21 protein-coding genes are annotated in these 24179 nt (G+C 68.3%); 10 read left to right on the top strand and 11 right to left on the bottom strand.

Annotated features, from left to right (window positions below):
- The first annotated feature begins 42 nt into the window (after positions 1-42).
- From OG474_RS42520 to OG474_RS42500, 5 genes are all read left to right on the top strand, one after another.
- Entirely contained in the window at positions 43-2235 is a 2193-nt protein-coding gene (locus OG474_RS42520) for a discoidin domain-containing protein (RefSeq protein WP_405059357.1), read from the top strand.
- Positions 2236-2353: 118 nt separating this feature from the next.
- Positions 2354-2920, top strand: coding sequence for an RNA polymerase sigma factor (locus OG474_RS42515; RefSeq protein ID WP_405059356.1), 567 nt, complete (start codon positions 2354-2356; stop codon positions 2918-2920).
- Positions 2917-3894 (top strand): CU044_5270 family protein, encoded by a 978-nt coding sequence (locus tag OG474_RS42510; protein WP_405059355.1) that lies wholly within the window; start codon positions 2917-2919, stop codon positions 3892-3894. Before OG474_RS42515 ends, OG474_RS42510 begins: the two co-directional genes overlap by 4 nt.
- A 41-nt stretch (positions 3895-3935) precedes the next feature.
- Complete coding sequence (locus tag OG474_RS42505; protein WP_405059354.1) at positions 3936-4604, top strand: response regulator transcription factor; 669 nt, start codon at positions 3936-3938, stop codon at positions 4602-4604.
- On the top strand, positions 4597-5694 hold the full coding sequence (locus OG474_RS42500) for a sensor histidine kinase (protein ID WP_405059353.1): 1098 nt from the start codon (positions 4597-4599) through the stop codon (positions 5692-5694). The genes OG474_RS42505 and OG474_RS42500 overlap by 8 nt, the downstream gene beginning before the upstream one ends.
- Here the strand turns inward: OG474_RS42500 and OG474_RS42495 are convergent.
- The 5 genes from OG474_RS42495 to OG474_RS42475 form a co-directional block, all read right to left on the bottom strand.
- Positions 5642-6085, bottom strand: a complete 444-nt coding sequence (locus OG474_RS42495; RefSeq protein ID WP_405059352.1) for a GNAT family N-acetyltransferase — start codon at positions 6083-6085, stop codon at positions 5642-5644. The genes OG474_RS42500 and OG474_RS42495 overlap by 53 nt on opposite strands.
- Positions 6082-6690, bottom strand: a complete 609-nt coding sequence (gene vanX / locus OG474_RS42490) for a D-Ala-D-Ala dipeptidase VanX (protein ID WP_405059351.1) — start codon at positions 6688-6690, stop codon at positions 6082-6084. Before vanX ends, OG474_RS42495 begins: the two co-directional genes overlap by 4 nt.
- The gene (gene vanA / locus OG474_RS42485) at positions 6687-7712 is read right to left on the bottom strand and encodes a D-alanine--(R)-lactate ligase (protein WP_405059350.1); all 1026 of its coding nucleotides are present in this window, start codon (positions 7710-7712) and stop codon (positions 6687-6689) included. The genes vanX and vanA overlap by 4 nt, the downstream gene beginning before the upstream one ends.
- A complete protein-coding gene (locus tag OG474_RS42480; RefSeq protein WP_405059349.1) occupies positions 7703-8686 on the bottom strand; it encodes a D-isomer specific 2-hydroxyacid dehydrogenase family protein in 984 nt (327 codons plus the stop codon). The genes vanA and OG474_RS42480 overlap by 10 nt, the downstream gene beginning before the upstream one ends.
- A 140-nt stretch (positions 8687-8826) precedes the next feature.
- Positions 8827-11328, bottom strand: coding sequence for an ATP-binding protein (locus tag OG474_RS42475; RefSeq protein ID WP_405059348.1), 2502 nt, complete (start codon positions 11326-11328; stop codon positions 8827-8829).
- A 170-nt stretch (positions 11329-11498) separates the two neighbouring features.
- Here OG474_RS42475 and OG474_RS42470 point away from each other — a divergent pair, with 170 nt between their 5' ends.
- The 3 genes from OG474_RS42470 (at position 11499) to OG474_RS42460 (ending at position 14188) form a co-directional block, all read left to right on the top strand.
- Positions 11499-12032, top strand: coding sequence for an EF-hand domain-containing protein (locus OG474_RS42470; RefSeq protein WP_405059347.1), 534 nt, complete (start codon positions 11499-11501; stop codon positions 12030-12032).
- A gap of 282 nt (positions 12033-12314) precedes the next feature.
- Positions 12315-13259 (top strand): glycoside hydrolase family 6 protein, encoded by a 945-nt coding sequence (locus OG474_RS42465; protein ID WP_405059346.1) that lies wholly within the window; start codon positions 12315-12317, stop codon positions 13257-13259.
- A 74-nt stretch (positions 13260-13333) separates the two neighbouring features.
- The gene (locus tag OG474_RS42460) at positions 13334-14188 is read left to right on the top strand and encodes a hypothetical protein (protein ID WP_405059345.1); all 855 of its coding nucleotides are present in this window, start codon (positions 13334-13336) and stop codon (positions 14186-14188) included.
- 40 nt (positions 14189-14228) lie between these two features.
- Here the strand turns inward: OG474_RS42460 and OG474_RS42455 are convergent, their stop codons facing one another.
- Positions 14229-15086 carry an LLM class flavin-dependent oxidoreductase gene (locus OG474_RS42455; RefSeq protein WP_405059344.1) on the bottom strand — a complete coding sequence of 286 codons (858 nt, stop codon included), beginning with the start codon at positions 15084-15086 and terminating at the stop codon, positions 14229-14231.
- 142 nt (positions 15087-15228) lie between these two features.
- A complete protein-coding gene (locus OG474_RS42450) occupies positions 15229-16251 on the bottom strand; it encodes a YihY/virulence factor BrkB family protein (protein ID WP_405059343.1) in 1023 nt (340 codons plus the stop codon).
- Positions 16252-16396: 145 nt separating this feature from the next.
- Between OG474_RS42450 and OG474_RS42445 the strand changes: the two genes are divergently transcribed.
- Positions 16397-17221 carry an amino acid-binding protein gene (locus tag OG474_RS42445; RefSeq protein WP_405059342.1) on the top strand — a complete coding sequence of 275 codons (825 nt, stop codon included), beginning with the start codon at positions 16397-16399 and terminating at the stop codon, positions 17219-17221.
- 275 nt (positions 17222-17496) lie between these two features.
- Positions 17497-18873 (top strand): sulfatase, encoded by a 1377-nt coding sequence (locus OG474_RS42440; RefSeq protein ID WP_405059341.1) that lies wholly within the window; start codon positions 17497-17499, stop codon positions 18871-18873.
- A 957-nt stretch (positions 18874-19830) separates the two neighbouring features.
- Here OG474_RS42440 and OG474_RS42435 read toward each other — a convergent pair.
- The 4 genes from OG474_RS42435 to OG474_RS42420 are packed head-to-tail and all read right to left on the bottom strand — an operon-like array spanning position 19831 to position 24177.
- Positions 19831-21600 (bottom strand): CocE/NonD family hydrolase, encoded by a 1770-nt coding sequence (locus OG474_RS42435; protein ID WP_405059340.1) that lies wholly within the window; start codon positions 21598-21600, stop codon positions 19831-19833.
- 32 nt (positions 21601-21632) lie between these two features.
- The gene (locus tag OG474_RS42430) at positions 21633-22271 is read right to left on the bottom strand and encodes an O-methyltransferase (protein WP_405059339.1); all 639 of its coding nucleotides are present in this window, start codon (positions 22269-22271) and stop codon (positions 21633-21635) included.
- Positions 22250-23407 (bottom strand): glycosyltransferase, encoded by a 1158-nt coding sequence (locus tag OG474_RS42425; RefSeq protein ID WP_405059338.1) that lies wholly within the window; start codon positions 23405-23407, stop codon positions 22250-22252. The genes OG474_RS42430 and OG474_RS42425 overlap by 22 nt, the downstream gene beginning before the upstream one ends.
- Positions 23404-24177, bottom strand: coding sequence for an alpha/beta fold hydrolase (locus OG474_RS42420; protein ID WP_405059337.1), 774 nt, complete (start codon positions 24175-24177; stop codon positions 23404-23406). The genes OG474_RS42425 and OG474_RS42420 overlap by 4 nt, the downstream gene beginning before the upstream one ends.
- Between the last annotated feature and the right edge of the window lie 2 nt (positions 24178-24179).

Below are 24179 nucleotides of genomic sequence, written 5' to 3'. Positions count from 1 at the left end.
CGCACCCCGCCCCCGAGGAAGGCACACGCCATGCCGCAACCCATGCCTCAACGACACTGTGAAGCACGCCCAAAAACAGCCCGGTGGCTCGCACTAGCGACCATCGCGGCGGCCGGAATCGCCGTACCGCATGCAAGCGCCGTACCGGCCGCGATCCAGGCTGTCGGAGCCACGCTGCCGTTCACGATCCTGGAGGCCGAGAGCTCCGCGACCAACGGGAGCAAGATCGGCCCGAGCTACGCACAGGGAACGCTCGCCGCCGAGGCTTCCAACCGGCAGGCCGTCACGCTGAACGGCGGCCAGTACGTCGAGTTCACCGCTCCCGGCACGACCAACGCGATCAATGTCGCCTACTCGGTCCCGGACGGCCGGACCGGGACGCTGGCGGTCTATGTCAACGGGCAGAAGTTGTCGCAGTCCCTGGCGGTGACGGCGAAGTACAGCTTCGTGGACACCGGGTGGATCGTCGGCTCGCGGACGCACAAGCTGTACGACCATGCCCGGCTGCAGCTCGGGCAGACCGTCAACGCGGGTGCCAAGATCAAGCTTCAGGTCGACGGTGAGAACACCGCCGGTCCCTACACGATCGACGATGTCGAGTTCGAGAATGTCGCCGGCCCCGCCGGCCAGCCTGGTGGCTCGATCTCGATCACCGATCGCGGTGCGGACCCGAACGGGAACAACGACTCGACCGGTGCGATCCAGAGTGCCATCGACAGCGCCCGCGGTTCTGGTGGGACCGTGTGGATCCCGGCCGGCCGGTTCCGGGTCGGCGGCACGATCAACCCCGACGGGGTCACGCTGCGCGGTGCGGGGCGCTGGCACTCGACGTTGCTCAGCAGTCACCTGATCGACCGCCCGAACGGCGGCGGCAACGTCAAGCTGTACGACTTCGCCGTGATCGGCGAGGTGACCGAGCGGAACGACCAGTCGCCGGACAACTTCGTCAACGGCAGCCTCGGCCCGAACTCGGTCGTCTCCGGACTCTGGCTGCAGCACCTGAAGTGCGGGCTCTGGCTGACCGGGAACAACGACAACCTGGTCGTCGAGAACAACCGCTTCTACGACATGACCGCCGACGGGCTGAATCTGAACGGTACGGCGTACAACGTCCAGGTGCGGAACAACTTCCTGCGCAACCAGGGTGACGACTCGCTCGCGGCCTGGTCGCTGCACGCGGCGAACCGGAACAGCACCTTCGCCAACAACACGGTCATCCAGCCGAACCTGGCCAACGGCATCGCGATCTACGGCGGGACCGACATGACGGTCCGGGACAACCTGATCGCCGACACCAACGCGCTCGGCGGCGGGATCGCGATCTCGAACCAGAACTTCGCGTCGCCGTTCTTCCCGCTGGCCGGGACCATCACGGTCTCCGGCAACACGCTGCTCCGCACCGGCGCGATGAACCCGAACTGGGGCCAGAACCACCCGCACGGCGCGATCCGGGTCGATGCCTACGACAACCCGATCAACGCGCAGGTCCGGTTGCTGAACAACCGCCTGGTGGCCAGCCCGTGGTCGGCGTACCAGTTCGTCGACGGCGGCGGTGCCGGGCGCGCGGTGCAGAACGTGACCGTGGACGGCGGCTCGATCGAAGGCGCCGGTACGTTCGCCTTCCAGGCCGAGACGACCGGGTCGGCGACGGTCAGCAATGTCGTTGCCAGCGGCATCGGCCGGGCCGGCGTCTACAACTGCGCCTACCCGAGCGGCTCCTTCGGTCTCAACCGCGGCTCCGGCAACAGCGGCTTCGACTCGACCTGGAGCGGCTGCAACTGGGTCGAACCGGGTAACGGCGGCGACCCCACGCCGCCGACGGGCAACCTCGCGGCCGGACGCCCGGTCACCGCGACCAGCGTCAACCAGAACTACGGCGCGGGTAACAGCGTCGACGGCAACTCCGGCAGCTACTGGGAGAGCGCGAACAACGCCTGGCCGCAGTCGATCACCGTCGACCTCGGCAGCAACCAGAACGTCAAGCGGCTCGCCCTCAAGCTCCCGCCGAGCTGGGGCACCCGGTCGCAGACGATCGAGGTGCTCGGCAGTACGAACAACTCGTCGTACAGCCAGCTCGCCGGTGCCGCCGGGCGCACCTTCGACCCAGGGTCGGGCAACACGGCGACCATCACCCTGCCGAGCGTGGCGAACACCCGCTGGGTCCGCCTGACCTTCACCGCCAACAACGGCTGGCCCGCCGCCCAGCTCTCCGAGTACGAGGTCTACGCCTCCTGATCCCGCTAACGTCCGAAGGAACCGAAGGCGCTGCCCGCGGTTCCTTCGGACGTTGTTGGTTTGACCCCGGGGGGTGTGATGATTGCGCGGCTGCGGCGGTAAACGGGGTGTGGAGACGATGACCGAACCCGAGACAGCCGATATCGAACGGCTCTATCAGACGCACTACCGCGCCGTACTGCGGTATCTGAGCCGGCGAACCGAGAGTTCCGACACCGCTGCCGACATCGCGGCCGAGGTCTTCCTCGTGGCCTGGCGCCGCCGGTCGGAGCTGCCCTGGGGCCGGGCACTGCCGTGGCTCTACCGGGTGGCCGGCTACGAGCTGGCGAACCGCCGGCGGTCGGCCCGGCGCGCGACCGCGGCCTACCTGCGGGTGGGCAACGACCTGGCGACGCAGACCTCGGCCGAGCCGGCCGAGCTCGCCGAGTGGTCGGCCGAGCTGGGGGACACCTTGACCGCTCTGCGCGAGTTGTCCGGGCCGGATCAGGAGGTCCTGCGGCTGGCCGCGTGGGAGGAGCTGCACGGCAAGGACCTGGCCGTGGCACTCGGGTGCTCGACGACCGCGGCCGCGATGCGGCTGTTGCGCGCCCGACGCCGCCTGCGAGCTGTGCTGCAGGAGTCGTCGGTCCAAGGTTCCTCAGTCGTCGTCACCCGCCAGCCGGAGCAGCAAGGAGACCACTCATGAAGATCAACGAGCTCGATGCGCTGCGTCGCGTCGATCCGGCGGCCGGCATCCCCGACGGACCGCTCACCGAGCAGGAGCTCGCGGTGCTGGACCGCATCCGGACCCGGATTGCCGCGGAGCAGCACGTCGCACCGATCAACGGCTCAACCCACCAGAAGCCAGTACGGCGGCGAGTGGTGCTGCTCGGTGCAGCGGCGGCGAGTGTCGCCATCGGGGCCGCTGGCGTCGTGATCGATCCGTTCGGATCAACTGGAGTTGCCATGGCGGTGACGCCCCCGCTCCTCGACCACGAGCTGGCTGCCGGACGCCCGGCGAACGCGGAGCTGATCGCGCTGGCCGCAAAGGCGGCGCGGGACACCACGCTGCCGGGTAGTTCCGGCGGCGTGCACACGGTCCGGGCGCAGTCGTGGAACCTGTCCACCAACGTCGACGGGGAGAAGGTGACGTCGGCGGTGGTGCCGGAGCAGTCCGAGCTCACCTGGTCGAGCGTCGACCTGTCCGGACAGCTGGTCCGCAAGGACAGCAAGACCGGGAAGGTGGTCGACAACCTGACGTGGGCCAAGGGGACCTACGAGCAGGGGTTCAGCTACCCACTGTCCGGTGATCCGACGAGTCTGCGCGCCCAGCTGCAGGCCGGGCACGACATCGATGCCAACGGCACCGTTGCGCTGACCGAGGCGGTCGGCGACGTCTACAACGAGACGATGCCGGTGCCGGCCGTTCGCTCGGCGCTGCTGACGCTGCTGTCCGGCCGCAAGGATGTCGTTGCCTTGGGCCCGATGGTCGACCGGGCCGGCCGGACCGGTGCAGCCTTCGCCGTCGAGACCGACGCCAGCGGTCTGCCGACCCGCTACGTGCTGATCTTCGACCCGGCGACCGGCAGGCTGCTGGCCGACGAGGAGGTCCTGACCAAGACTGCCGGCAAGCTGAATGTGCGGGTCCCGAGCGTGATCGGCTACACGCTCTACCAGTGAGGATACGCGGACGATAGGTGCGGGCTCGTAGCATCTGGGGTATGCGGGTGCTGATCGTGGAGGACGAGCCGGAGATGGCGGAGGCGATTCGTGACGGGCTGCGGCTCGAGGCGATCGCGGCGGACATCGCCGGTGACGGTCATACCGCGCTGGAGCTGCTGAGCCTGCACCAGTACGACATCGCCGTCCTGGACCGGGACATCCCCGGGCCGTCCGGGGACGAGGTCGCGGCGAGCATCGTCGCCTCGGGCAGCGGTATGCCGATTCTCATGCTGACCGCGGCTGACCGGCTGAACGACAAGGCGTCCGGCTTCGAGCTCGGAGCGGACGACTACCTGACCAAGCCGTTCGCGCTGCAGGAGCTCGTCCTCCGGCTCCGGGCGCTCGACCGGCGGCGGGTGCACAACCGGCCGCCGGTGTGGGAGATCGCCGGGCTGAAGCTGGATCCGTTCCGCCGCGAGGTCTACCGGGACGGCCGGTACGTCGCCCTGACGCGGAAGCAATTCGCCGTACTGGAGGTGCTGGTCGCGGCCGAGGGCGGAGTGATCAGCGCCGAGGAGCTGCTGGCCCGTGCCTGGGACCAGAATGCCGATCCGTTCACGAACGCCGTCCGGATCACGGTCTCGACGCTGCGCAAGCGCCTCGGCGAGCCGTGGCTGATCGCCACCGTGCCGGGGGTCGGCTATCGCATCGGCACCGAGGATGAGTAGGCCGCCGGGGCTGAGCGTCCGGGTGAAACTCACCCTCAGCTATGCCGGCCTCGTGATGGTGGCCGGCATCCTGCTGATCGGGGCCGTGTACCTGTCGCTGCGGCTCACCAAGCCGGACGGAATCGCGATCACCGTCAGGTACAGCTATTCCGAAGGCCTGGTGCGGAGGTTCCTGCCGGGGGTTGTCGTGATGATGTTGTTCCTCTTGGCCTTCGGCCTCGTGGGTGGCTGGATCCTGGCCGGCCGGATGCTTGCCCCGGTCTCGCTGATCACGAATGCCGCCCGGCTGGCCACGACCGGGTCGCTGGCCCATCGGGTCCGGATGCCGGGCCGCAACGACGAGTTCCGCGAGCTTGCCGACAGCTTCGACGCGATGCTTGCGCAGCTCGAGGCGCACGTCGCCGAGCAACGCCGGTTCGCCGCGAACGCCTCGCACGAACTGCGGACTCCGCTGGCGATCACCCAGACCCTGCTGGACGTGGCGCGCAAGGATCCGGACCGGCCGGCCGACGAGCTGGTCGACCGGCTGCATGCCGTGAACGCCCGGGCGATCGATCTGACCGAAGCACTACTGCTGCTGAGCCGCACCGACCAGGAAACCTTCACGCGCGAAGGCGTCGACCTGTCCCTGGTGGCGGAGGAGGCGGCCGAGACCCTGCTGCCGCTCGCCGAGGAGCGCGATGTGCTGCTGGAGACGTCGGGTGAGCCGGCTCGCACGATGGGATCCCACGCGCTCCTGCTCCAGCTGACCACGAACCTCGTGCACAACGCGATCGTCCACAACCTCGCCACCGGCGGCATCGTGCAGGTCGACACCGCCGTCTGGCCGACATCCGTCGTACTGACGGTGGAGAACACCGGTGAGCAGGTCACCCCGGAGCAGCTCGCGACGCTCACCGAACCGTTCCAGCGCGGGGCCGAACGCATCCGCAGCGGTCACGGCGGCGTCGGCCTCGGACTGGCGATCGTCAAGCGCATCGTCCAGGTCCATCACGGGAGTCTGAGTCTCCGAGCCCGCTCCGATGGTGGTCTCCGCGTCACCGTGGAGCTTCCTCGCGACGAAACCACGACGACCGTCCGCTCTGGTTGACGTAGCCGCGGCCCTGATAGAACGCGTGGGCGTCCTCCCGTCGGTCCGAGCTGCTGAGCTCGACCCGCAGGCACCCGTGCTCGACCGCGAACTCTTCGGCGGCCGCCATCAGCCGACCACCGATCCCTTGGCCGCGGACCTGCTCGGACACCACGAGAGCCACGACCCGCGCCCAGGATCCGGTCCGTTCGAAGTACGGGCCGACGTGGACCGCGACCACCCCGAGAAGGTTGCCGTCGGCATCTGCCACGTACGCCGCACTGGTCGGATCCACGTGCCAGGCTCGGATCCGGGCAGCCGTGGCCTCCGTGTCCTGATCGGGATAGCCCAGCTGCACGAGCAGCTCGCTGACGGCCGCGGCGTCGCCGGCCTCGGCGGGTCGGACGATCATGCGATCGGGAAGTCGAAGTAGCTGTCCGGGTAGGGCTCGTCCTTCAACGTGTAGTGCCACCATTCGTAGTCGTAGCGCTGGAAACCGCTGGCCTCCATGATGCTGCCGAGGTGCTGCCGGTTCTGCGCCTCGGCCGGAGTGATTCCGGTCGCGCCGTGATGCGAGATCGAGTCCATCAGGTCGTGATCACCACCCATCGCGGCAAGCTCGCCGGTGTCCAGGTGGTAGAGCGTCAGGTCGACCGTGCTGCCCCGACTGTGCCCGGATCTGGCCGATACATAGCCCTGATCGAACATCTCGGTCCGGCCGATGTTCGGGTAGTGCCGCGGCTTGGTCCGGCCGTCCTCCGGCTCGCCCGCCCAGCGCAGGAAGCGATCCACCGCGCTCTGCGGACGGTAGCCGTCCCAGATCAACAGCCCGAAGCCCAGTACGGCGGCCTCCTCGCGCCCGCGGGCCAACGCCGTACAGAGGGCTTTGGTGCCGACGATCCGATTGGCGAAGTACCCGTCGACGGGCCGGCCGGTGAAGTTGTCCCAGGTCGCGTACTTGGCGTCCCAACGGATTCCGGAGACGAACTCGTCCAGGAACACGAAGTCGGCCTTCATCGCTGGCTCCCTTCCACTGCCAGGGCCACCGCCCGGTCGATCACGTCACCCATCGAGCGGCCCGCCGCCGCCATCATCCGCGGATAGCGACTGTACGACGTCAGCCCGGGCAAGGTGTTGACCTCGTTGAGAACGACGGCCCCGTCCTCGGTGAGGAACATGTCCACTCGCGCCAGACCGCGGCAACCCAGCGCACGGTAGATCGCCATCGCGGTCTCCTGCACCAGCTTCCGGACCTCCTCCGGGATCTGCGCGGGCACCACCGGCACCGAGTTCTCCGAGCCGTCCTCGGGGGAGTCCTCCTGGTGGATCCGGAAGAAGCCGTGCGTCAACGTGATGTGGTCGAGTTCGCCGGTGACGAGGTCGCCGTCGTTCCCGAGAACCGCGCAGCCGATCTCGCTTCCGACGACGCCCTCCTCGATCAGCACCTTGGCGTCGTACCGGCGAGCGGTGGCCAGCGCGGTCGGCAGCTCCTCGCGGGAGCTGACCTTGCTGACTCCGAACGACGAGCCCGAGCGGGCCGGCTTCACGAAGACCGGGTACTTGAGTTCATCGGGGTCGATGTCCTCGCCCGGCAGGACGGTCCAGAAGTACGGCGCGGCGATCCCGGCGCTGCGCACGACCGTGTAGGCGAGGGATTTGTCCATGCACACCACAGAACTCTGGATGTCGCAGCCGACATAGGGAAGTCCGGAGAGCTCGAGCAGCCCCTGGATCGCGCCGTCCTCACCGAACTTGCCGTGCAGAACCGGCAGCACGACGTCCAGCTCGATGGTCTCGTAGCGACCATTCTCGAGCACCAGCAACCCAGGCGCGCTCCGGTCCGGCGAGAGGATCGCGGGCCGGCCGTGTTCGAGGTTCGGCCCGTCGCACAGCTGCCAGGCGCCGTCCTCGGTGATCCCGATCCAGAACGGCTCGTACTTGTTCCGGTCGAGGTGCTTCGCGACCTCCTGCGCCGACTTGACCGAGACGGGGTGCTCCTCGCCCGCGCCGCCGAACAGAATCCCTAGTCTCATATCCATTCCCGCTTCCGGCTCTCATGCTTCAGACAGTTGATGATGGAGTTCTCGACCGTGTCGCTCAGGGCATGGTCGGTGTAGAACGCGGTGTGCGGGCTGACGATCACGTTCGGCAGCTTCTGCAACCGCGACAGCAGATGGCTCTCGAGGGGCCGGTCCCGGCGGTCGGCATAGAAGATGCCTTCCTCGCCTTCGAGTACGTCGAGGGCCGCGGCACCCAACCGCCCGCACTCGAGCGACTCGACCAGCGCCTCGGTGTCGAGCAGCGCGCCGCGGCCGGTGTTGACGACATAGGCGCCGTACTTCAGCTGCTCGATCCGGGAGCGATCCAGGAGATGGTTCGTCTCGTCCGTGAGCGGCGTGTGCAGAGTCACCACATCGCTGATCCGCAGCAGCTCCGCGAGTGGGACGTAGTCCGCCGACGTCCGCGGATTGGTGTCATAGGCAACGACCTGGCAGCCGAAGCCGCGCAGCCGGTCCATCACCGCGGCGCCGATCCGGCCGGTGCCGATGACGCCGACCGTGAGATCGCGCAGCTCGCGGCCGCGGATGTCCGTCAGCCGGTAGTCGTGCAGGTCGACCCGCTTGAGCATCGGCTTCGCGTTGCGGATCGCCATCAGCATCAGCATCACCGTGTAGTCGGCGACGCTGTCGGGCGAATAGGCGACGTTCTGGACGGCGATGCCAAGGCTCTCGGCGTAGTTCACGTCGAGGTGGTTGTAGCCGATGCTCCGAGTGGAGATGTACGTGACGCCCGCGCGGCTGAGCGCCAGCAGCGTGGCGTTGGTGATCCGTGCTTTGTGCCCGACGCTGATGCACCGGTTGCCGGACACCAGGTCGATCGTGGCCTCGGTGACCGCCGCGGGAGTCGTCGTGGGCTGCACACCGAAGCGGGCCGCCAGCTCCTGGAACAAGGCGGCCTCGTCGGGCTCACAGCTGTAGACCGTGATGCCCAGTCCTGGTTCGCTGTAGTTCATGCGACCAAGTCAAGCCGGGCGGTCGTTGCAGGCCCGTATCCAGCTTTTCATATGCTGACGAAAGGCCGGGCCCCGTCGAACGAGGCTCCTCATGCTCGCCCTGACCGGAGTGGCAAGTCTCGGTTCCCGGTCAAACCAGGTCAGGCCGAGAGGGCAGCCAGTTGGGTGGCGACCGCGCGGGCCTCTGGCGTCTGCAGACGGTTGAAGATCGCCAGCGCCTGGCGCAGCTCGGACTGTGCCGTCCGCGGATCGCCGAGCAGCACGAGGGCCCGGGCGCAGCCTTGGTGACTGCGGGCCTGTTCGTACGGATCGCCGACCTCGGTCGAGATCGCCAGGGCGGCCCGGTGCCGCTCCAATGCGGTCGCGGGCGATCCCGCCGTACGGGCGATGGCTCCGGACTCGTTGAGCGCCAGGGCCTCGGCGTCGCGGTTGGCCACCTCGACGGCGATCTTGAGGGCGAGCTCGAGGCGGGCGCGGGCCGGTTCGACCGCTCCGAGGGCGCACAACGCTCGGCCGAGGGTGATGAGTGCGTAGGCCTCACCGGTCCGGTTCGCGGTCTCGCGGGCGATGGCGATCGCGTCCTCCGCATCGGCGCGCGCCTGGTCGTACCGGCCGAGGCTCAGGTTGACGCCGGCCCGGCTGTTCCGGGCGCGGCCTTCGGTCACCCGGTCACCGGTCTCACGCAACATCGCGAGGCATTCCTGAACCCGTTCGTACGCCTCGTCGTACCGGCCGAGCCGTTCGGCCAGGTGCACCACGTTGTGCAGGGCCTGCGCTGCGGCCAGCCGGGAGTCGATCGTGTACGCGATCTCGATGGAGCGCAGGTAGTTCGCATACGCCTCGCCGTACGCGCCGACGCGTTCGAGCACCAGCCCGAGGTTGATCAGGGCGCGGATGTGCTCGCGATGATCGCTGCTTGCCGAGGCGATCGCGAGCGCCTCGGCGTACACCTCACGAGCTTCGCCGAACCGTCCGAGCCGCCAGTAGACGACCCCCAGACTGCTGAGCGCGCGCCCGCGTTCGGAGCGCGGAGTCGCGCGGGCGGCGGCCGCATGCAGCACTTCACCGTCCGAGTAGTGGCCGGCGTCGTCGAGGAAGCGGTAGAGGATCGACGACAGATCAGCCGCGTGGCCGGGCAGGTTCTGTTCGGCGGCGCTGAGCCCGCAGGCCACCAGGTTCACCCGCTCGGTCTCGAGCCAGACCAGCGCGGCATCCCGGTCAGCCGGCGCGTCCGCAGCCGACTCCTCAGGCGGACGCCACTCCGCCTCGTACGGCGCGTAGACCGACATGGCCACGGCGGCCCGCGCTCGGTAGTGATCCGCCAACCGGGTGAACGCGGCCCGGCGGGCACTTGCGGGGTCCTCGTCGCTGCCGCGCCTAGTGGCGTACACGCGGACCAGATCATGCAGCTCGAACCGCCCGGGCGAGCGCTGCTGCAACAGGCTCCCGGCCACTAGATCGCCCAGCAGGACCGAGGTCGCGGCCTCATCCGCGCCGGCCAGCACCGCCGCCGCGGCGGTGCCGAAGTCGGCACCGGGGTGGAGCGCGAGCATCCGGAGCAGCGTGCGATGGTCCGGCGGCAGGCTGCTGTCCGATTGGGCGAGAGCGAGCTCGACCGTGTCGTCCAGCGACAACGTCCGGCCGCGCTCGACCAACCGCTCGAGATGGTCGGCCAGGCTCCACGCGGGCGTGGCCCCGATCCGGCCGGCCACCAGTGCCAAGGCAAGCGGCAGCTGACCAACCTGTACGGCGATCCGCTCGGCCGTCGTCGGGTCCGCACTCACGCGCGCCGACCCGATCGACCTCCGCAGCAGCTCGTCCGACTCAGCCGGAGTGAACGCCCCGAGCTGCCATCGCACCGCGCCGGGCAGCTCGAGCCGCCGCCGGCTCGTCACCAGCACTACGCTCCCCGGTACGGCGGGAAGCAGCGGCCGCACCTGCTCGGCCGAGGCAGCGTTGTCCAGCAGGATCACCGACCGGCGACCCGCGAGCGCCCGCCCCAACCTCGCCGTACGGGCACTGGCTGGGGTTCCGCGCACGCCGAGCAGGCGGAGGAAGGCTTCCAGTACGGCGCCTGGCTCGGCCGGCTGGCGCGGATCGAACCCGCGCAGGTTCACCGCGAGCACCTGGTCGACCCCGTCCATCAGATGCGCCAGATGCACGATCAGCCGCGTCTTACCGACCCCGGCCATCCCATCGACCGCGATGACCACCGGCTCCGGCTGCCCGTTGCCCCAGGGCCGTAGGTGCGCCAACGCGTCCGCCCGGCCGGTGAAAACCTGCAGGTCGTCCGGCAGCCGATCCGTCACGTTGACCACGGCCGCATCCGAGGCCGCGCCGCACACCAGCTGATAGGCCTGCCGCCACGCCAGCACGACCCGCTCGTCGGCGTCCCCGGTGAGCGCCCGTACTACGTCGACCACCAGCTCGACGTCGAGCCGGCTCCGACCGGGTTGCAGACACCGGTAGACCGTGTCGTACGCCGGAAGCTCGGCGACTCCGCGGGCCGTCCGGCTCCGCACGATCCGCCGGTGCAACTCGCGGTAGGACACGCCTGACCACACCCGCAACTCGCGCAACCGCGCGCCGAACTCGGTCAGCCCGGCCGTACCGTCCGGTCCCGGCTGTGTACTCGCACCCATCCCCGTGCCTCCTTGGGGCGGTAAGTGGCGGGGTACAGCATGCCGCACTTCATTGCGTCGGGGTACCACGGACGCGGGCGATTACTCAGCGTTGACGCCGGGTAGGAGCGGCGTACCGAAGTGGTCGTTTGACCGTTTTGAATTCACCGAGCTGGCAGGGGGCGATGGGCATGGCGAGTGAGTTCCAGCGGCGCAAGGTGGCCGGGGTGTTCGGCGCGATGGATGCGGACGGCAACGGCTATCTCGAGGAGTCCGACTTCGAGGCGCTGACCGAGCGGTGGGTCGGGCTCCGCGGCTGGGCGCCGGGGACCGCCGACTACGACCGGATGCGGTCGATCATGATGGGCTGGTGGTCCGCGATCTCGACGCTGTCCGGCGCCGAGCACAGCGACAAGGTGTCGCTCGACGAGCTGATGAACGTCGTCGACCAGCTCCCGGCCATGGACGACGCGATCTACGCGACCGCCGACGCGATGTTCGACGCGATCGACGAGAACGGCGACGACCGCATCGCCCTGACCGAGCACAAGCAGGTCGTCTACGCCTGGAAGGGCACCGACGACGGGATCGAGGAGGTCTTCCCGAAGCTCGACCTCAACGGCGACGGTCACCTGTCCCGCAAGGAGTTCCAGGAGCTGTGGGCAGGCTTCTGGCGCGGTGACGACCAGGAGTCCCCGTCGCAGTGGGTCTTCGGACCGTACTGACTCCGGCCGTGCGTAACTGACAGGTAAGAACGGTAGGGGGTTGCACCAGTCGCGCCACGGTTGGTGCCTGAGGCTGGGAGCGCTGCCAACAATCTGAAGTGGTTGTCGCGGACATGGCTTATGGATAGGCGGAATGTTGTTGGGAGCGCTTCCAGAAAGCTAGCTTTCGGGACCTTCGATGGGAAGAGCTCGACGCATTGACACGGCCCGATCGGGTGGTCCAGCATTCCGCCAACGCCACGGTTCGTGCCGGACGACCTTCACTCAGAGAGGGCGCCGGAAATGTTCGTACTCAAGACGCTGACAGCCGCAGTGCTGACGGCAGCGTTCGTGCTGCCCGCGACACCTGCCGCCGCGGCAAGCCCCATCGGTCTGACCAATGGTTTCTACGTTAACCCCGACTCGTTGCCCGCGACCTGGGCCCGGAACAACGCCGGCGACGCACGCGCCGCGCGGATCCAGAGCTCGATCGGGTCCAAGCCGATCGCGCGCTGGTTCGGCAACGACAGCAACATCGGTACGACGGTCGCGAGCTACACCGGCGCGGCCGACGGTCAGGACAAGCTGCCCGTCCTGGTCGCGTACAACATCCCTGACCGCGACATCTGCGCCGGGCATTCCGGTGGCGGAGCGGGCAGCGCATCGGCGTACCGGACCTGGATCTCCAGCTTCGCCGCCGGGATCGGCAGCAAACCCGCGGTCGTGATCATCGAGCCGGATGCGCTGAACGGTATGGACTGTATGACGCAGACGCAGAAGGACGAGCGGCTCGGCATGCTGCTCTACGCGACGCAGATGTTCCAGCAGAAGGCCCCGAACACCTATGCCTACCTCGACGCGGGGAACCCCGGCTGGACCGCAGCCTCCACCATCGCCTACCGCCTCGGCCAAGCCGGCATCGCCAACATCCGCGGCTTCGCCGTCAACGTGTCGAACTTCTACTGGACCAGCGAATCCGTCACCTACGCCAATTCGCTGAACAGCTACCTGGCGACGGCCAAGCCGTTCGTCATCGACACCAGCCGCAACGGCAAAGGTCACGGCGACGGCTGGTGCAATCCGCCCACCCGCAAGCTCGGCGTGACCGCGCAGACCGGTGGCGGCGCCGAGATGCTCCTCTGGGTCAAGACTCCCGGCGTCTCCGACGGCCCGTGTGGGACCGCAGCCTCCACGCCGGCCGGTCAGTTCAACCCCGATCTGGCGGTGCGCCTCATCGACGGAACCTGACCGGTACGTCGTACCGCGTGCGAGCCCCTCGTCCGCCACTATGGAGTAGGGGTCTTGGAACGAGGAGGACGGCCATGGCAGATCACGTGCACCGCCGGATGGTTGCGGTTGCCAGCGCGGCGGTGATCCTGCTGGCCGGGTGTACTGGTGAGAAGCCGGATGCGGTGCCGACCCCGAGTGGTTCCGGGAGTCAGCCGGTCCCGAGCGTCACCAGTACTCCGCCGTCGGCCACCCAGCCTCCGACCTCGTCGACCACGCCCGGTACGACGGTCGCCCCGACCCCGCCGTCCGCGCCGAACCCCACCTCGGCGCCGGTACGGCGGGTGTTCCGCTACCAGGCGCTGTGGCCGTTCACCACCGAGGCACGTGCCGCGGAGTGGCAGCGGTCGTACCGGAGCGGCGGGCACCAACCGTGGCACCTCGATCCGGCCGAGACCGCGTTGTCGTTCACGCAGCAGTTCCTCGGGTTCAAGGACATCAAGCTGATCTCCTCGCGCAGCGTCCGCGGAGACGAGGCCTACATCGGCGTCGGCTACCAGATCGAGACCGGCAAGAAGTTCACCGCCGCCGTCGTGCACCTGACCCGGATCGGCCAAGGTAGCGACGCGCCCTGGGAGGTGGTCGGCACGCGCGACACCGACCTGTCCGTGACCAGCCCCCGGTACGGCGCCGCGGCCGGCTCACCGCTCACCGTCGGCGGCCGGATCACCGGGGTGGACGAGGCCATCCGGGTCGAGGTCCGGCAGGCGTCCTCAACGGCCGTCCTCGGAACGCTCTGCTGTGTCCCCGCAGGCGGCGAGCGCACCCCGTGGACGGGCCGAGTGACCTTCCGCGGTGCGACCGATCCGGCGCTGATCGTGGTGGCCTCGTCCGGCGGCCACAACCAACGCACGGAGCGGTTCGCGCTCACCGCCGTACGACGCGGGTAGACCGTCCTGCCTCGCCGGCCAGGTCTACATGCAGGATCGATCAGAACACGAGATCGGACAGCATCTCGATCTGGGCGAGGTCTGGCGAGTAGCAGTACAGCACCAGTTCGTCCGCGCCGAACTCCTGATAGGCCGCGACAGTGTCCTTGATTTCTGCAGGATCGCTGATCGGAGCCCCCCATCCAGGCTTTCCGGTAAAGGCGTAGTAGTCAGCAATCGCCGAGCGTGCGAATTCGGTGGTGGTAGCTGGGCCTATCGCGACGTTGATCTGGCAGACGAGCCGTGGTCGTCCGGCGCGACCGGCGGCATCCCATTGTTCGCGGACGGAGGTCACCAGCGGTCCGGCCCACGCCAGTGGAGCAGCGCAGAGAAAACCTGTGCCGTGCCGTGCCACCCGTGCCAGGGCCGGCGGTGCGAAAGCTCCGATGAGGACCGGGGGTCCTCCAGGTGTGGCCGGGGCCGGCCCGATCGTGCCGCCGGCATCAACGCTGCCGGGTGCCGCATACGGATGGCCCGCCCAGATCTGGTGCAGGTCTTCGAGTTGCCGATCGAGCTGGCGTCCGCGTTGGCTGATCGGGGTGCCAGCCGCCGCATGATCGTCAACTCGGCCACCAATGCCGAGGCCGAGGACGAACCGCCCGTCCGACATCCGATCAAGCGTGGCGGCTTGCTTGGCCAGAAGCGCGGTCGACCGCAGCGGACCGAGCAGCACTTCCGTTTGAAGGCGGATCCGTTCAGTCGCACCCGCAAGCATCGCCAGGGCCGTGAGCGGTTCGGGATTGTCGAACGTGAGGCGGTCGAGCAGAGCCAGTGAGTCGAAGCCGCTCGTTTCCGCGCGTCGGGCCCAATCGAGCAGCGCGCGAGGATTGCTGATGGGAAGGCCAAGACCGATGTCCATGAAATCTCCAAATGATGGCAGCCGAAAAGAGCTGTCGCCACCTCCTCCCCGGCCAAGCCGAGGTCCTGCGCCCATCTGCGACGTACTGCTCGGGCGACAGAATTTGGAGTTCCACGAGAAGCGTACCAGCAACCGGGCTCGGTCAGTCCTTCCGAACCGAGACCTCTTCGTCCTTGGCGGGAGGGTCCACCGCCGCGTGTTCGAAGGTGACGTCGATGGTCTCGGCGGCCTTGTGGCGTTGCGCCTGCGCGTACATGGCGTAGGCGCGGTGGTCGGCCGGCGTCAGGTCGGTGGCCGAGTCGGTGAAGAGGGCCAGCAGTGAGCGTGGGTAGAGCTGGTGGGCGATCACCGAGTTCAGCTCGGCGCCGATCACGGCGATCACCGCGGCGGCGTAGATGAGACCGATCAGGCCGAGCGTCAGCGCGAAGATGCTGTTGACCTCGCTCGCCTTGGCCAGTACGTCGTTCACGTAGATGCCGCCGAGTCGTTCGAGCAGGTGCCAGCCGAGCGCCGTGAAGATCGCGCCCGGAATGATCTTCCGGAAGGCGGGCCGTGGCCTGGTCGCCGGGCGCAGGCAGAGCGTCAGCATGGTGGCGAGCACCAGGATCGACCCGATCGAAACGAGCCAGCCCATGTTGTCGGCGACCACACCCGCCAGGGACGCCTGACTGCCGGCCAGAACGGTCAGGGTGGCGAAGCTGAGCACGGTCAGACCGGCCAGCGACAGCAGCGCCCCGGACCGCAGCCGCCCCTGGAACGGGTTCGGCCGCCCGTTGCGCGGCGTGCCCCAGGTGACGTTGACCGCGTTCTGCACCGCCTGGCCGAGCCCGATGATGCCGTACAGCGCGGTAATCGTTCCGACGATCACCGCCGCCGTACTGCCCTGCAGTCCTTGCGGCGTCGCCAGCTGCGTTCCGACGATCGGGAACTCCTTGAGCGCCGACTGCAGCACCGCCTTCTGCAGCTCTTCGTTGCCTTGGAGAACGAATCCGAGAACCGACGAGGAGATCAGCAGCAGCGGGAAGATCGCGGCGAAGGCGTAGTAGGTGATGATCACGGCGAGATAGCTGCCCTGGTCGTCGAAGAACTTGTACACCACCGCCAGCGGGAACCCCAGCCGCCGATGCCGCCGCTGCGCAGCATCCAGCCGCCCCAAGGTACTCACGCCCCAACCGTACTGACTTGGATACCTTCCCCGCCCCACCGCCCCGATCCAACGCCCCAGATCCCGGCAGCGGCGCCCCAAAAAGCGTCAACAAGCTTCACAGCCCAGCAACAGCCGGGCAACGTGGCCAGGTGACGCTGTGCGCATGGAATCGTTGCGTACGGCGCTGGTGGGCGGGCAGGCGTGTGAGGTGTGCGGGCGGCTACCCCATCCACGGCGACTCCGGCTGACCGTGGCCAAGCTGCTGGCCGTCTTCCCGGTCGAGTTCGCCCTGCACGCGATCGTGCTGGCGCTCCACCCGCCGTACGTCGTCGCTGTCGGCGTGCTCGTCATCACGACGACCGTGCTGGTGATCTGGGTGGTGGAGCCCTCGGCGATGCGGTTCCTGCGCGCGTGGCTACACGCGCCACACGTGCAGGCGAGCAGCGGGATCGACGCGCTGTGGCGGATCCGGGTCACGGTGGCGGACCGGGTGGGATCCCTCGAGCGCGTGACGCACGAGCTGGCCGGCGTCGAAGCGAACATCCTCGGCCTGCACGTCCACGCGGTCGAGAACGGCGTCCGGGACGAGCTGGTCGTGTCGGCGCCCGACTCGGTCCGGGCCGCGTCGCTGTCCGCCGCGGTCGAGGATGCGGGCGGAAACGACGTACAGGTCTGGCCGACCACCGCACTCGCCCTGATGGACGGCCAAACCAAGGCCCTGAGCCTGGCCGCCCGCGTAGTAGGCGACCCCACCGAGCTGCCCCACGCAGTCGCCGAACTCCTCGGCGCCCACCTGATCACCGACCGCGTCCTGCTCTCCGGCCCACTCCCCACCGACGGCACCCTCCTGAAGATCCCGTCCCCCTGGGCCGGCATGTTCGCCTTCACCCGCCCCGGCGAACCCTTCACCCCAGCCGAATCCGCCCGAGCCCACCGCCTGGCCCAACTAGCCGAACTCGCCGTACCCAGGCCGGCCCACCGGCTCTGACGGTTCAGGCTTGGTTATAACCGGCGAGTAGCCGGATGCGGGAGTTCTCAAGGTGGGTTCGCATCGCCTGCTCGGCCCCGCCAGCCTCACCCAGGTCGAGACCGGCTGGGGCCGGAAGGCCTACCGCCCGGGCCGGCCCGACGACAAACCGCCGTACAACGATCCGTCGGTGCAGACCGATCCGGTGTACGACGCGGCGTACAAGTCCTCTCTCACTCGCGGAAGTCAGCGTGTACAAAGAATCCTGACGTCCTTCGAGAGGGAGTGGTGGAACCTTGCCGAAACCCAACATCCTGCTCATCGTCTCCGACGACCACGGGTATGCCGACCGGACCGCGCTCGGCGTACACGGCGACCTGAAGACGCCGGCGCTCGATCGGCTCGCGGCCGAGGGGGTCAGTTGCACGGATGCCTACGTGACGGCGCCGATCTGCAGTCCTTCCCGGGCGGCGATCATTTCGGGCCGATATCAGCAGCGCTGGGGAGCGGAGTGGTTCGAATCGTCCTCGTTCCCGCCGGACGACGTGCCGTCGCTGGCCGAGCGGCTTCAGGACGAGGGGTATCGGACCGGCTACTTCGGCAAGGTGCACTACGGCGGTGAGCAGGTCGGGGACCGGGCCTGCCCGCCGCACCACGGCTTCGAGACGACTCTGTACGGCCTGGCCGGACAGTCCTTCGGCCGGTTGAACTACCTGCACCACTCAACAGAAGCGCAGGCCGAGTACGGCGACCCGGCCGCGGTGCACATGGCCGTCCAACCGCTGTTGTCGGGTGACGAGCCGGTCGAGCACGAAGGCTTCCTCACCGCCGAGATCGGTCGCCGGGCCACCGAGTTCATCAGTTCGGCCGAAGAGGAGCGGCCGTACTTCTGCATGGTGGCGTTCAACGCCGTCCACAACTTCTGCTGGCAGTTGCCGGACGAAGAGCTCGAAGCCCGGGGCCTGCCGAAGTTCACCGACTGGACGCCCGACACCGGCCTGGCCTTCGGTGACTGGTACGACGACGTGATCGTGCCGAACCTGCCCAACGGTCGCGAGTACTACCTCGCCCAGCTCGAACTGATGGACGCCGAGATCGGCAAGCTCCTCGCCACCATCGACAGCACCGGCGACGCCGAGAACACGATCGTCGTCTATGTCACCGACAACGGCGGTTCGACCTGCAACTTCGGCGACAACACCCCGCTCCGCGGCACGAAGTACACGCTGTGGGAGGGCGGCATCCGGATCCCCATGCTGTGGCGCTGGCCCGGCGTACTGCCTGCTGCGCAGAACTGCGACGCCCTGCTCAGCACACTCGACCTACTGCCAACCCTCACCGCCGCCGCCGGCGCCGCACCCGGCACCACCGACGGCATCGACGCGCTCCCCACCCTGCGCGGTTCAGGCGACGGTCACCCCACGCTGCACTGGGACTGCGGCTTCCAATGGGCCGTCCGCGACGCGGACTGGAAGCTCAGCTGGGTGGACAACACCGAGGACACCCGGCACCTGCAAACCTACGAACACGCCCCGATGGGCAACGGCATGTTCCTCGCGAACCTCGCCGAAGACGTCACCGAACAGCACAACCTCCTCGACGCCGAACCAGAGATCGCCGCCCGCCTGTCCGCACTCCACCACCACTGGCGCGCAAACCTCAACCGCCCCTAACGTCCGAAGGACCCGCGGGCTCAGTCTCCGGATCGTCGGACGTTATGGGCGGTTGCTCTGGTTGTGGCTGGTTCACGGATGATTACTGCCGCTGCGGGCCTGGTGCGAATTGGCAGGCGGCGTCTCCCTAAACCGGTTTGGGGAGGGTTTGAGACCGATTCGGGGGGTGAATGCTCCCCGGTTCGCCCTTCGGGAGGGCGAGAGGCTCCCCGAACCGGTTTGGGGAGCGATGTCGCGAGAGGTGATCGGTCGCGGTGGCTGGGGTCTTTGGCTGGGCAGTAGCCCCTCCTTCCCGAAGGTGCTCGTCCCGTCCGGCCGCTCGGATTCGGCCGGCTGGGTAGGCGGTGGCTGGTCGCCGCTGCGGCCGGTTTTACCTGAAGCGGGTGGCTGGGGTGGTCTGGGGCTGAGGGGGATGGTGCGGTCGGTGACCGCGGTTTCCCGTTGCTTGTGGTTGACGGGCTGTGGTTGGGGCCGGCGATGAGGAGGCCTGTCAGCTGACCCGTCGCCGTGGTTGACCACTGCGGTTCGGGTCGGCTGCCAGCGTGCGGAATTTCGCTGGATATCCGTTCAAATGGGCCCTTCTCTGCTCAAATATTGAGGGGAGAACCGGCAACTTGCGGGGAGATCCCCTCGTTTTCCGGGACCGCAACCGGAGCCCGGAAGCTCAGGCGGCGGGTACGCGGTCGCCGGCCTCGCCATCCCCCTCAGCCACAGACCAGGCCCGCCTAGCGCTTCAGTAGATCGGCCGCTGCGGCGACCAGCGACGGTGTACGTATCCGGCCTGTCCGGTGCGGCGCGAATCGGTGGCTGGGCGGTTCTTTGGCTGGGCGGGATGGTGCGGTCGGTGACCGTGGTGGCGCGAGACACCTCGTGATTGCTGGAGACCTGTTGCCCCAGGTCTCCAGCGCCAAGTTCCTGTCTCCGGCCGCTAGTGGAGGCGCCGTCGTCAGGTGAGGGTCAGGAGGCTGGGCCCCAGATGATGGGGCTGGTGCTGAACTGGCTGGGTGAGGTCAGGGGGAGGGTGATGGACGACGCGGCTCCGGGGGAGCGGCTGATGGCGAACTGGCCGTAGTTGAGGTTGGCCTGCTGTTGCGGGGTCGGGGCCATCGGGATGTGGAAGTTCGACGGCGTCTGGCTGGACAGGACGACCTGGAGACGGAAGCCGGGCGGGATCAGGGTGAAGTTCGGCAGGACGGAGATGTCCACCTTCACCGTCTCGGTCGGGGTGAGGAACTGCTGGCTCGCCTGGGTGAACGGGTGACTGGCCTTGATCAGCGCGCCGCCGTCGCCGTACCAGCTCTTGGCCGTGTCGAGCTGGCGCAGACTGACGAGTTGGGTGCCGTCGGCAAGCTTCGTCGCGAAGCCGTACTGGTTGACGAGGTTGACCGTCGCGGTCACCTGCGCGTCCTTCGTGGTGGACTTGACGTAGGCGGTCACGTTGATCGGTCCGTCGAGCACCTTGCCTTCGGTGAACGCGGGCGTGTTGTAGGTCGCCGGGAACCAGGGCGCCGAGTAGTAGATGGTGTCGGCGCCGGCGACCGTGGGCTGGTTGGCGGTCAGAGTGCCACCGGAGTTGAGGTAGTACGACTCGGTGCGCAGGGACGGGGGCCACGCAGCGGAGTCGACCCAACGAGCGGCCTGGTTCTGGAACAGGTGCAGCGGCGTGGACGTGTCGGCCATGCCGGTCGGCTTGCCCTTGAGCCAGGTGTCGAACCACTCCTTGCGGATGTTGGCCAGTACGTCGCCCGAGACGTTCGCACCGTGGGTCCACGGACCGACGATTGCCTGGTACCGGCCGGTGACCGGCTGCCCGGCCTTGATCGGTGCGGTCAACGGGCGGCCGTGGTACGCGTTCTGGGCGGCGACGTACGAACCGAGGTTGCCGCTCGGGAAGAGGTCGTTCCAGCCCGACTCCGACAACGCCGGTACGCCGTTCGCGACGATCTTCGGCATCAGCTGCTCGATGCTCAGGTTGTTCCAGTACTCGTTGTTGTACGAGCGCGGTCCACCGGTCTTCAGGTCGCTGACCGTCTGCTGGATCGGCTCGTTCTGCGCGTTGGACTGCGGGCCGCGCGGGATGACCGTGGCGACCTGCGGGACGAACTGCGACGGGATGCCGCCGGCCGCCGCGAGGTCCTCGTACGACGACGAGTCCGTGCAGAACGGCGCGATCGCCTTCAGCGCGGAGTTCGGGCCGACGGCCGCGGCCGTGTACCACTGGTTCACGCCGAGGTACGAGCAGCCGTCGAGACCGACGGTTCCGGCCGAACCGTCCAGGGTGCGGGCGGCCCAGTTCACCAGGACGGCGCCGTCCTTCCCTTGCCGCTCACCGAACCAGTCCAGTTGGCCACCGGAGGTTCCGGTGCCGCGGACCGCGGAGACGACGTAGATGTAGCCACGCTTCACGAAGTAGTCGCCGGCCACCGTCGGGTCCATCAGCTGGGTGCCGTACGGGTTCTGGCTCAGCAGCACCGGGAAGGTGCCCGGGGCGCGCTGCCCGTTGCTGAGGTTGGTCGGGTAGACGATCTGGACCGCGATCGAGACACCGTCGTCCATCGTGACGGTCGCGGTGACCGGCGTACTGCGGCCGTAGGTGGCGGCTTCGGGTTGCGGCGTCCAGGCGGTCGCCGCGGTCTGGGTTTCGGTGGTGGCAAGGGCGGGTGGTGCGACGACCGGTGCCAGTGCGAACACCAGCGCGCCGGTCAGAGCCAGCAGACGTTTCCTCACTTCGAACTCCTTTATTTCTGAGCGGCCAAATTTCAAATGGCCAGATGGAATCGGCCGAGGGCCCAGGCGCGGTCTCCTGGTTCGGCGATGACGTCGACGGTCCTGCCGTCGACCAGCGACTCGAGCGGCTCGATCAGACCGTCGGCGACGGCCTCGCCCCAGGCCTGCGTGGGCCCTTCGCCCCACGGGTACCAGGGCACGAGATCGTCGACGACGACCAGACCGCCGGGCTTGGCGAGCCGGGCGGCGTTGCGGATGTCGGCGGTCGCGACCTCGTACTCGTGACCGCCGTCGACGAACACCAGGTCGAACACCCCGGCCTCGTACGCCGGAAGCGTGTTCAGCGAGTTCCCGATCACCAGCTCGTGGCGGCCGGGGTAGCGCTCGTCGACGAACTCCTTGGCGAGTTCGACCGCGTGCCGCCGGTCGAGCTCGAACGAGACCACGGTGACGTCGGGCGAGCTCTCCAGGAAGGCGATCGCGGAGAACCCGACGTTGAACCCGACCTCGGCGATCCGCAGCGCGCCGGTCCGGACCGTGACCTCCTGCAGGTACGTCGCTTCCTCGACGCTGGCGCCTCCTTCGTAGAGGCGGCCGCCGTTGCTGCGGACGTGTTCGTACACGTCCCACATGAGCCGTTCGATCCGGCTCATCTCGACATCGGATTGCATGGTTGTCCTCTCTCTACAAACAACGAGGCCTTCACTGAGCACAGGAGCTGAGCGGCTCGAGCAGCTCCGCCGGCAGCCAGGTAGGACTGCTGGATGCGGGCCGCGTTGTGGACGTACTGGGGATGGATGAGCAATGACGTGATCGCCGCCCGCAGGTCTTCCGCACTCGCGCGGTCGAACCGCACGCGGACCCCCGCGCCGGTGGCGACGACCTGTTGGGCGAGCATCGACTGGTCGTCCCGGATCGGTGCGACCACCAGCGGTACGCCGGCTCGCAGGCTCTCGCTGACCGTGTTCTGGCCGCCGTGACAAACCACGACCGCTGCCCGCCGGAGTAGCTCGACCTGCGGAATCCGGTCGGCCACGATGACGTCGTCGCTCGGCACGTCTCCGGCGACGACACCTTGGACCTCGCGCATCGACGCCAGCGCGGCCACACCCTCGGACACGAACCGCCGTCCGGCCGCCGCGTTCGCCGTACCGAGGGTGATCACGACGAGCGGTCGCTCGTCGAGCCGGTCCCAGGGGAAGTCGACCTTCGGCGGGTCGGTGACCGGAGCACCGACGTACTGGACAGCGAGATCTGGAGCCGGCGGTCCGGCCAGCTCGCGCGTGGTGAAGGCGAGGATGAGGTGCGGCGAGAACCGCAGATCAAGCTCCGGTACGTCGTACCGCCGGCACAGCTCGTACAACAGCCCGGTGATCCAGGCTGCGATCTTGGGGAAGGCAGGTTCCGCGAGCTCGGTCGAGGTCGATGCCGAGGTCGCCCACGGGATGCCGAGCTCGGTCGCCACTACCGCACCCGCAAAGGCTTGCTGATCGGCGACGACAACGTGCGGTGCGAAGTCCTCGACCGCGGCCCGCACGCCCGGCACCATCTCGTCGGCCAACGGGATCAGGTAGTTCTGCCAGAGGTACTTCAACGCGGCGAACCCACGCAGCTCGGCCGGACGCAGCTCGACCGCGAACGGACGTGCGTCGCCGGCCGGGTAGACCGGCTCACCAACGAGTTCCGACGTGGTGGGTTCGGGGCCGCACCACGCCACCTCGTGGCCGTTCGCGCGCAACTCGGCCGCCACGGCGCGCAAGGGCGTGACGTGTCCGGTGAGTGGCGGGACCACGAGCAGGAACCTCATGCGGCTTGCCGACCGATCCAACTCAGTACCAGCTCGCGGACCTCGCGGTGACGCTCGACCAGCACCGAGTGTCCCTGGCCGTCGAAGACGTGCAGCTCGCCGTTCGGCAGGAACGTTGTCAGCGCTTCGAGGTCGTCGGACTGGTAACCCTGGCTGCCCAGGATGGACAGCACCGGGCACTCGATGCCCGCGATGTCGTCGGCGCTGAGCAACGGACCGAGCGGCACCTCCTGCGCCATGCTGGTGGACATGATCCGGTCGGCGGCCTGCCGGGCCAGGCGCCGGTGGTGCGCGCTGAAGTTCGCCTCGATCCAGTCGAAGCTCTCCTCGCGCCCGAGGAACTCGATGACGTAGTCCAGGATCTGCGTCATCTTGTCGGCCCAGATCTCGGTGGCCGGCTCGGACTCGATGCAGACGATGCTGCGGACCTTGCCCGGGTGCGCGGCGGCGTAGCTGAAGGCCAGCGTGCCGCCGAAGCTGTTGCCGACCAGATGTACCTGGTCGACCTCGAGCTGGCCGAGCAGGTCGTGCAGGTCGGCCACGAAGTCGCCGATCGTGTAGCCGTTGAGCGGCCGCTCGGTCTTGCCGTGCCCACGCAGGTCGTAGCTGATCACGTTGATCCCCGCGGCCGCGACCGGCGGCGCCAGCGTCAGGTAGAAGCTCGCCAGGCTGTCGGTTCCCATCCCGTGCAGGAAGACCACGGTCTGTTCACCGTCGGCGGGGACGAGCTGAACGTTGGTGCTCAACCCGTTCACCATCATCGTCGGCATCT

The organism is Kribbella sp. NBC_01505 (assembly GCF_045040285.1).
Lineage (GTDB): Bacteria > Actinomycetota > Actinomycetes > Propionibacteriales > Kribbellaceae > Kribbella.
The sequence above is the reverse complement of the archived record's forward strand: the minus strand, read 5'-3'. Positions and strand labels throughout refer to the sequence as shown.

Bases quoted from the DNA above. Each gene is read 5' to 3' on its own strand.
- OG474_RS42520 (WP_405059357.1), top strand. From the start codon at position 43: ATGCCTCAACGACACTGTGAAGCACGCCCAAAAACAGCCCGGTGGCTC.
- OG474_RS42515 (WP_405059356.1), top strand. From the start codon at position 2,354: ATGACCGAACCCGAGACAGCCGATATCGAACGGCTCTATCAGACGCAC.
- OG474_RS42510 (WP_405059355.1), top strand. From the start codon at position 2,917: ATGAAGATCAACGAGCTCGATGCGCTGCGTCGCGTCGATCCGGCGGCC.
- OG474_RS42505 (WP_405059354.1), top strand. From the start codon at position 3,936: ATGCGGGTGCTGATCGTGGAGGACGAGCCGGAGATGGCGGAGGCGATT.
- OG474_RS42500 (WP_405059353.1), top strand. From the start codon at position 4,597: ATGAGTAGGCCGCCGGGGCTGAGCGTCCGGGTGAAACTCACCCTCAGC.
- OG474_RS42495 (WP_405059352.1), bottom strand. From the start codon at position 6,085: ATGATCGTCCGACCCGCCGAGGCCGGCGACGCCGCGGCCGTCAGCGAG.
- vanX (WP_405059351.1), bottom strand. From the start codon at position 6,690: ATGAAGGCCGACTTCGTGTTCCTGGACGAGTTCGTCTCCGGAATCCGT.
- vanA (WP_405059350.1), bottom strand. From the start codon at position 7,712: ATGGATATGAGACTAGGGATTCTGTTCGGCGGCGCGGGCGAGGAGCAC.
- OG474_RS42480 (WP_405059349.1), bottom strand. From the start codon at position 8,686: ATGAACTACAGCGAACCAGGACTGGGCATCACGGTCTACAGCTGTGAG.
- OG474_RS42475 (WP_405059348.1), bottom strand. From the start codon at position 11,328: ATGGGTGCGAGTACACAGCCGGGACCGGACGGTACGGCCGGGCTGACC.
- OG474_RS42470 (WP_405059347.1), top strand. From the start codon at position 11,499: ATGGCGAGTGAGTTCCAGCGGCGCAAGGTGGCCGGGGTGTTCGGCGCG.
- OG474_RS42465 (WP_405059346.1), top strand. From the start codon at position 12,315: ATGTTCGTACTCAAGACGCTGACAGCCGCAGTGCTGACGGCAGCGTTC.
- OG474_RS42460 (WP_405059345.1), top strand. From the start codon at position 13,334: ATGGCAGATCACGTGCACCGCCGGATGGTTGCGGTTGCCAGCGCGGCG.
- OG474_RS42455 (WP_405059344.1), bottom strand. From the start codon at position 15,086: ATGGACATCGGTCTTGGCCTTCCCATCAGCAATCCTCGCGCGCTGCTC.
- OG474_RS42445 (WP_405059342.1), top strand. From the start codon at position 16,397: ATGGAATCGTTGCGTACGGCGCTGGTGGGCGGGCAGGCGTGTGAGGTG.
- OG474_RS42430 (WP_405059339.1), bottom strand. From the start codon at position 22,271: ATGCAATCCGATGTCGAGATGAGCCGGATCGAACGGCTCATGTGGGAC.
- OG474_RS42425 (WP_405059338.1), bottom strand. From the start codon at position 23,407: ATGAGGTTCCTGCTCGTGGTCCCGCCACTCACCGGACACGTCACGCCC.
- OG474_RS42420 (WP_405059337.1), bottom strand. From the start codon at position 24,177: ATGCCGACGATGATGGTGAACGGGTTGAGCACCAACGTTCAGCTCGTC.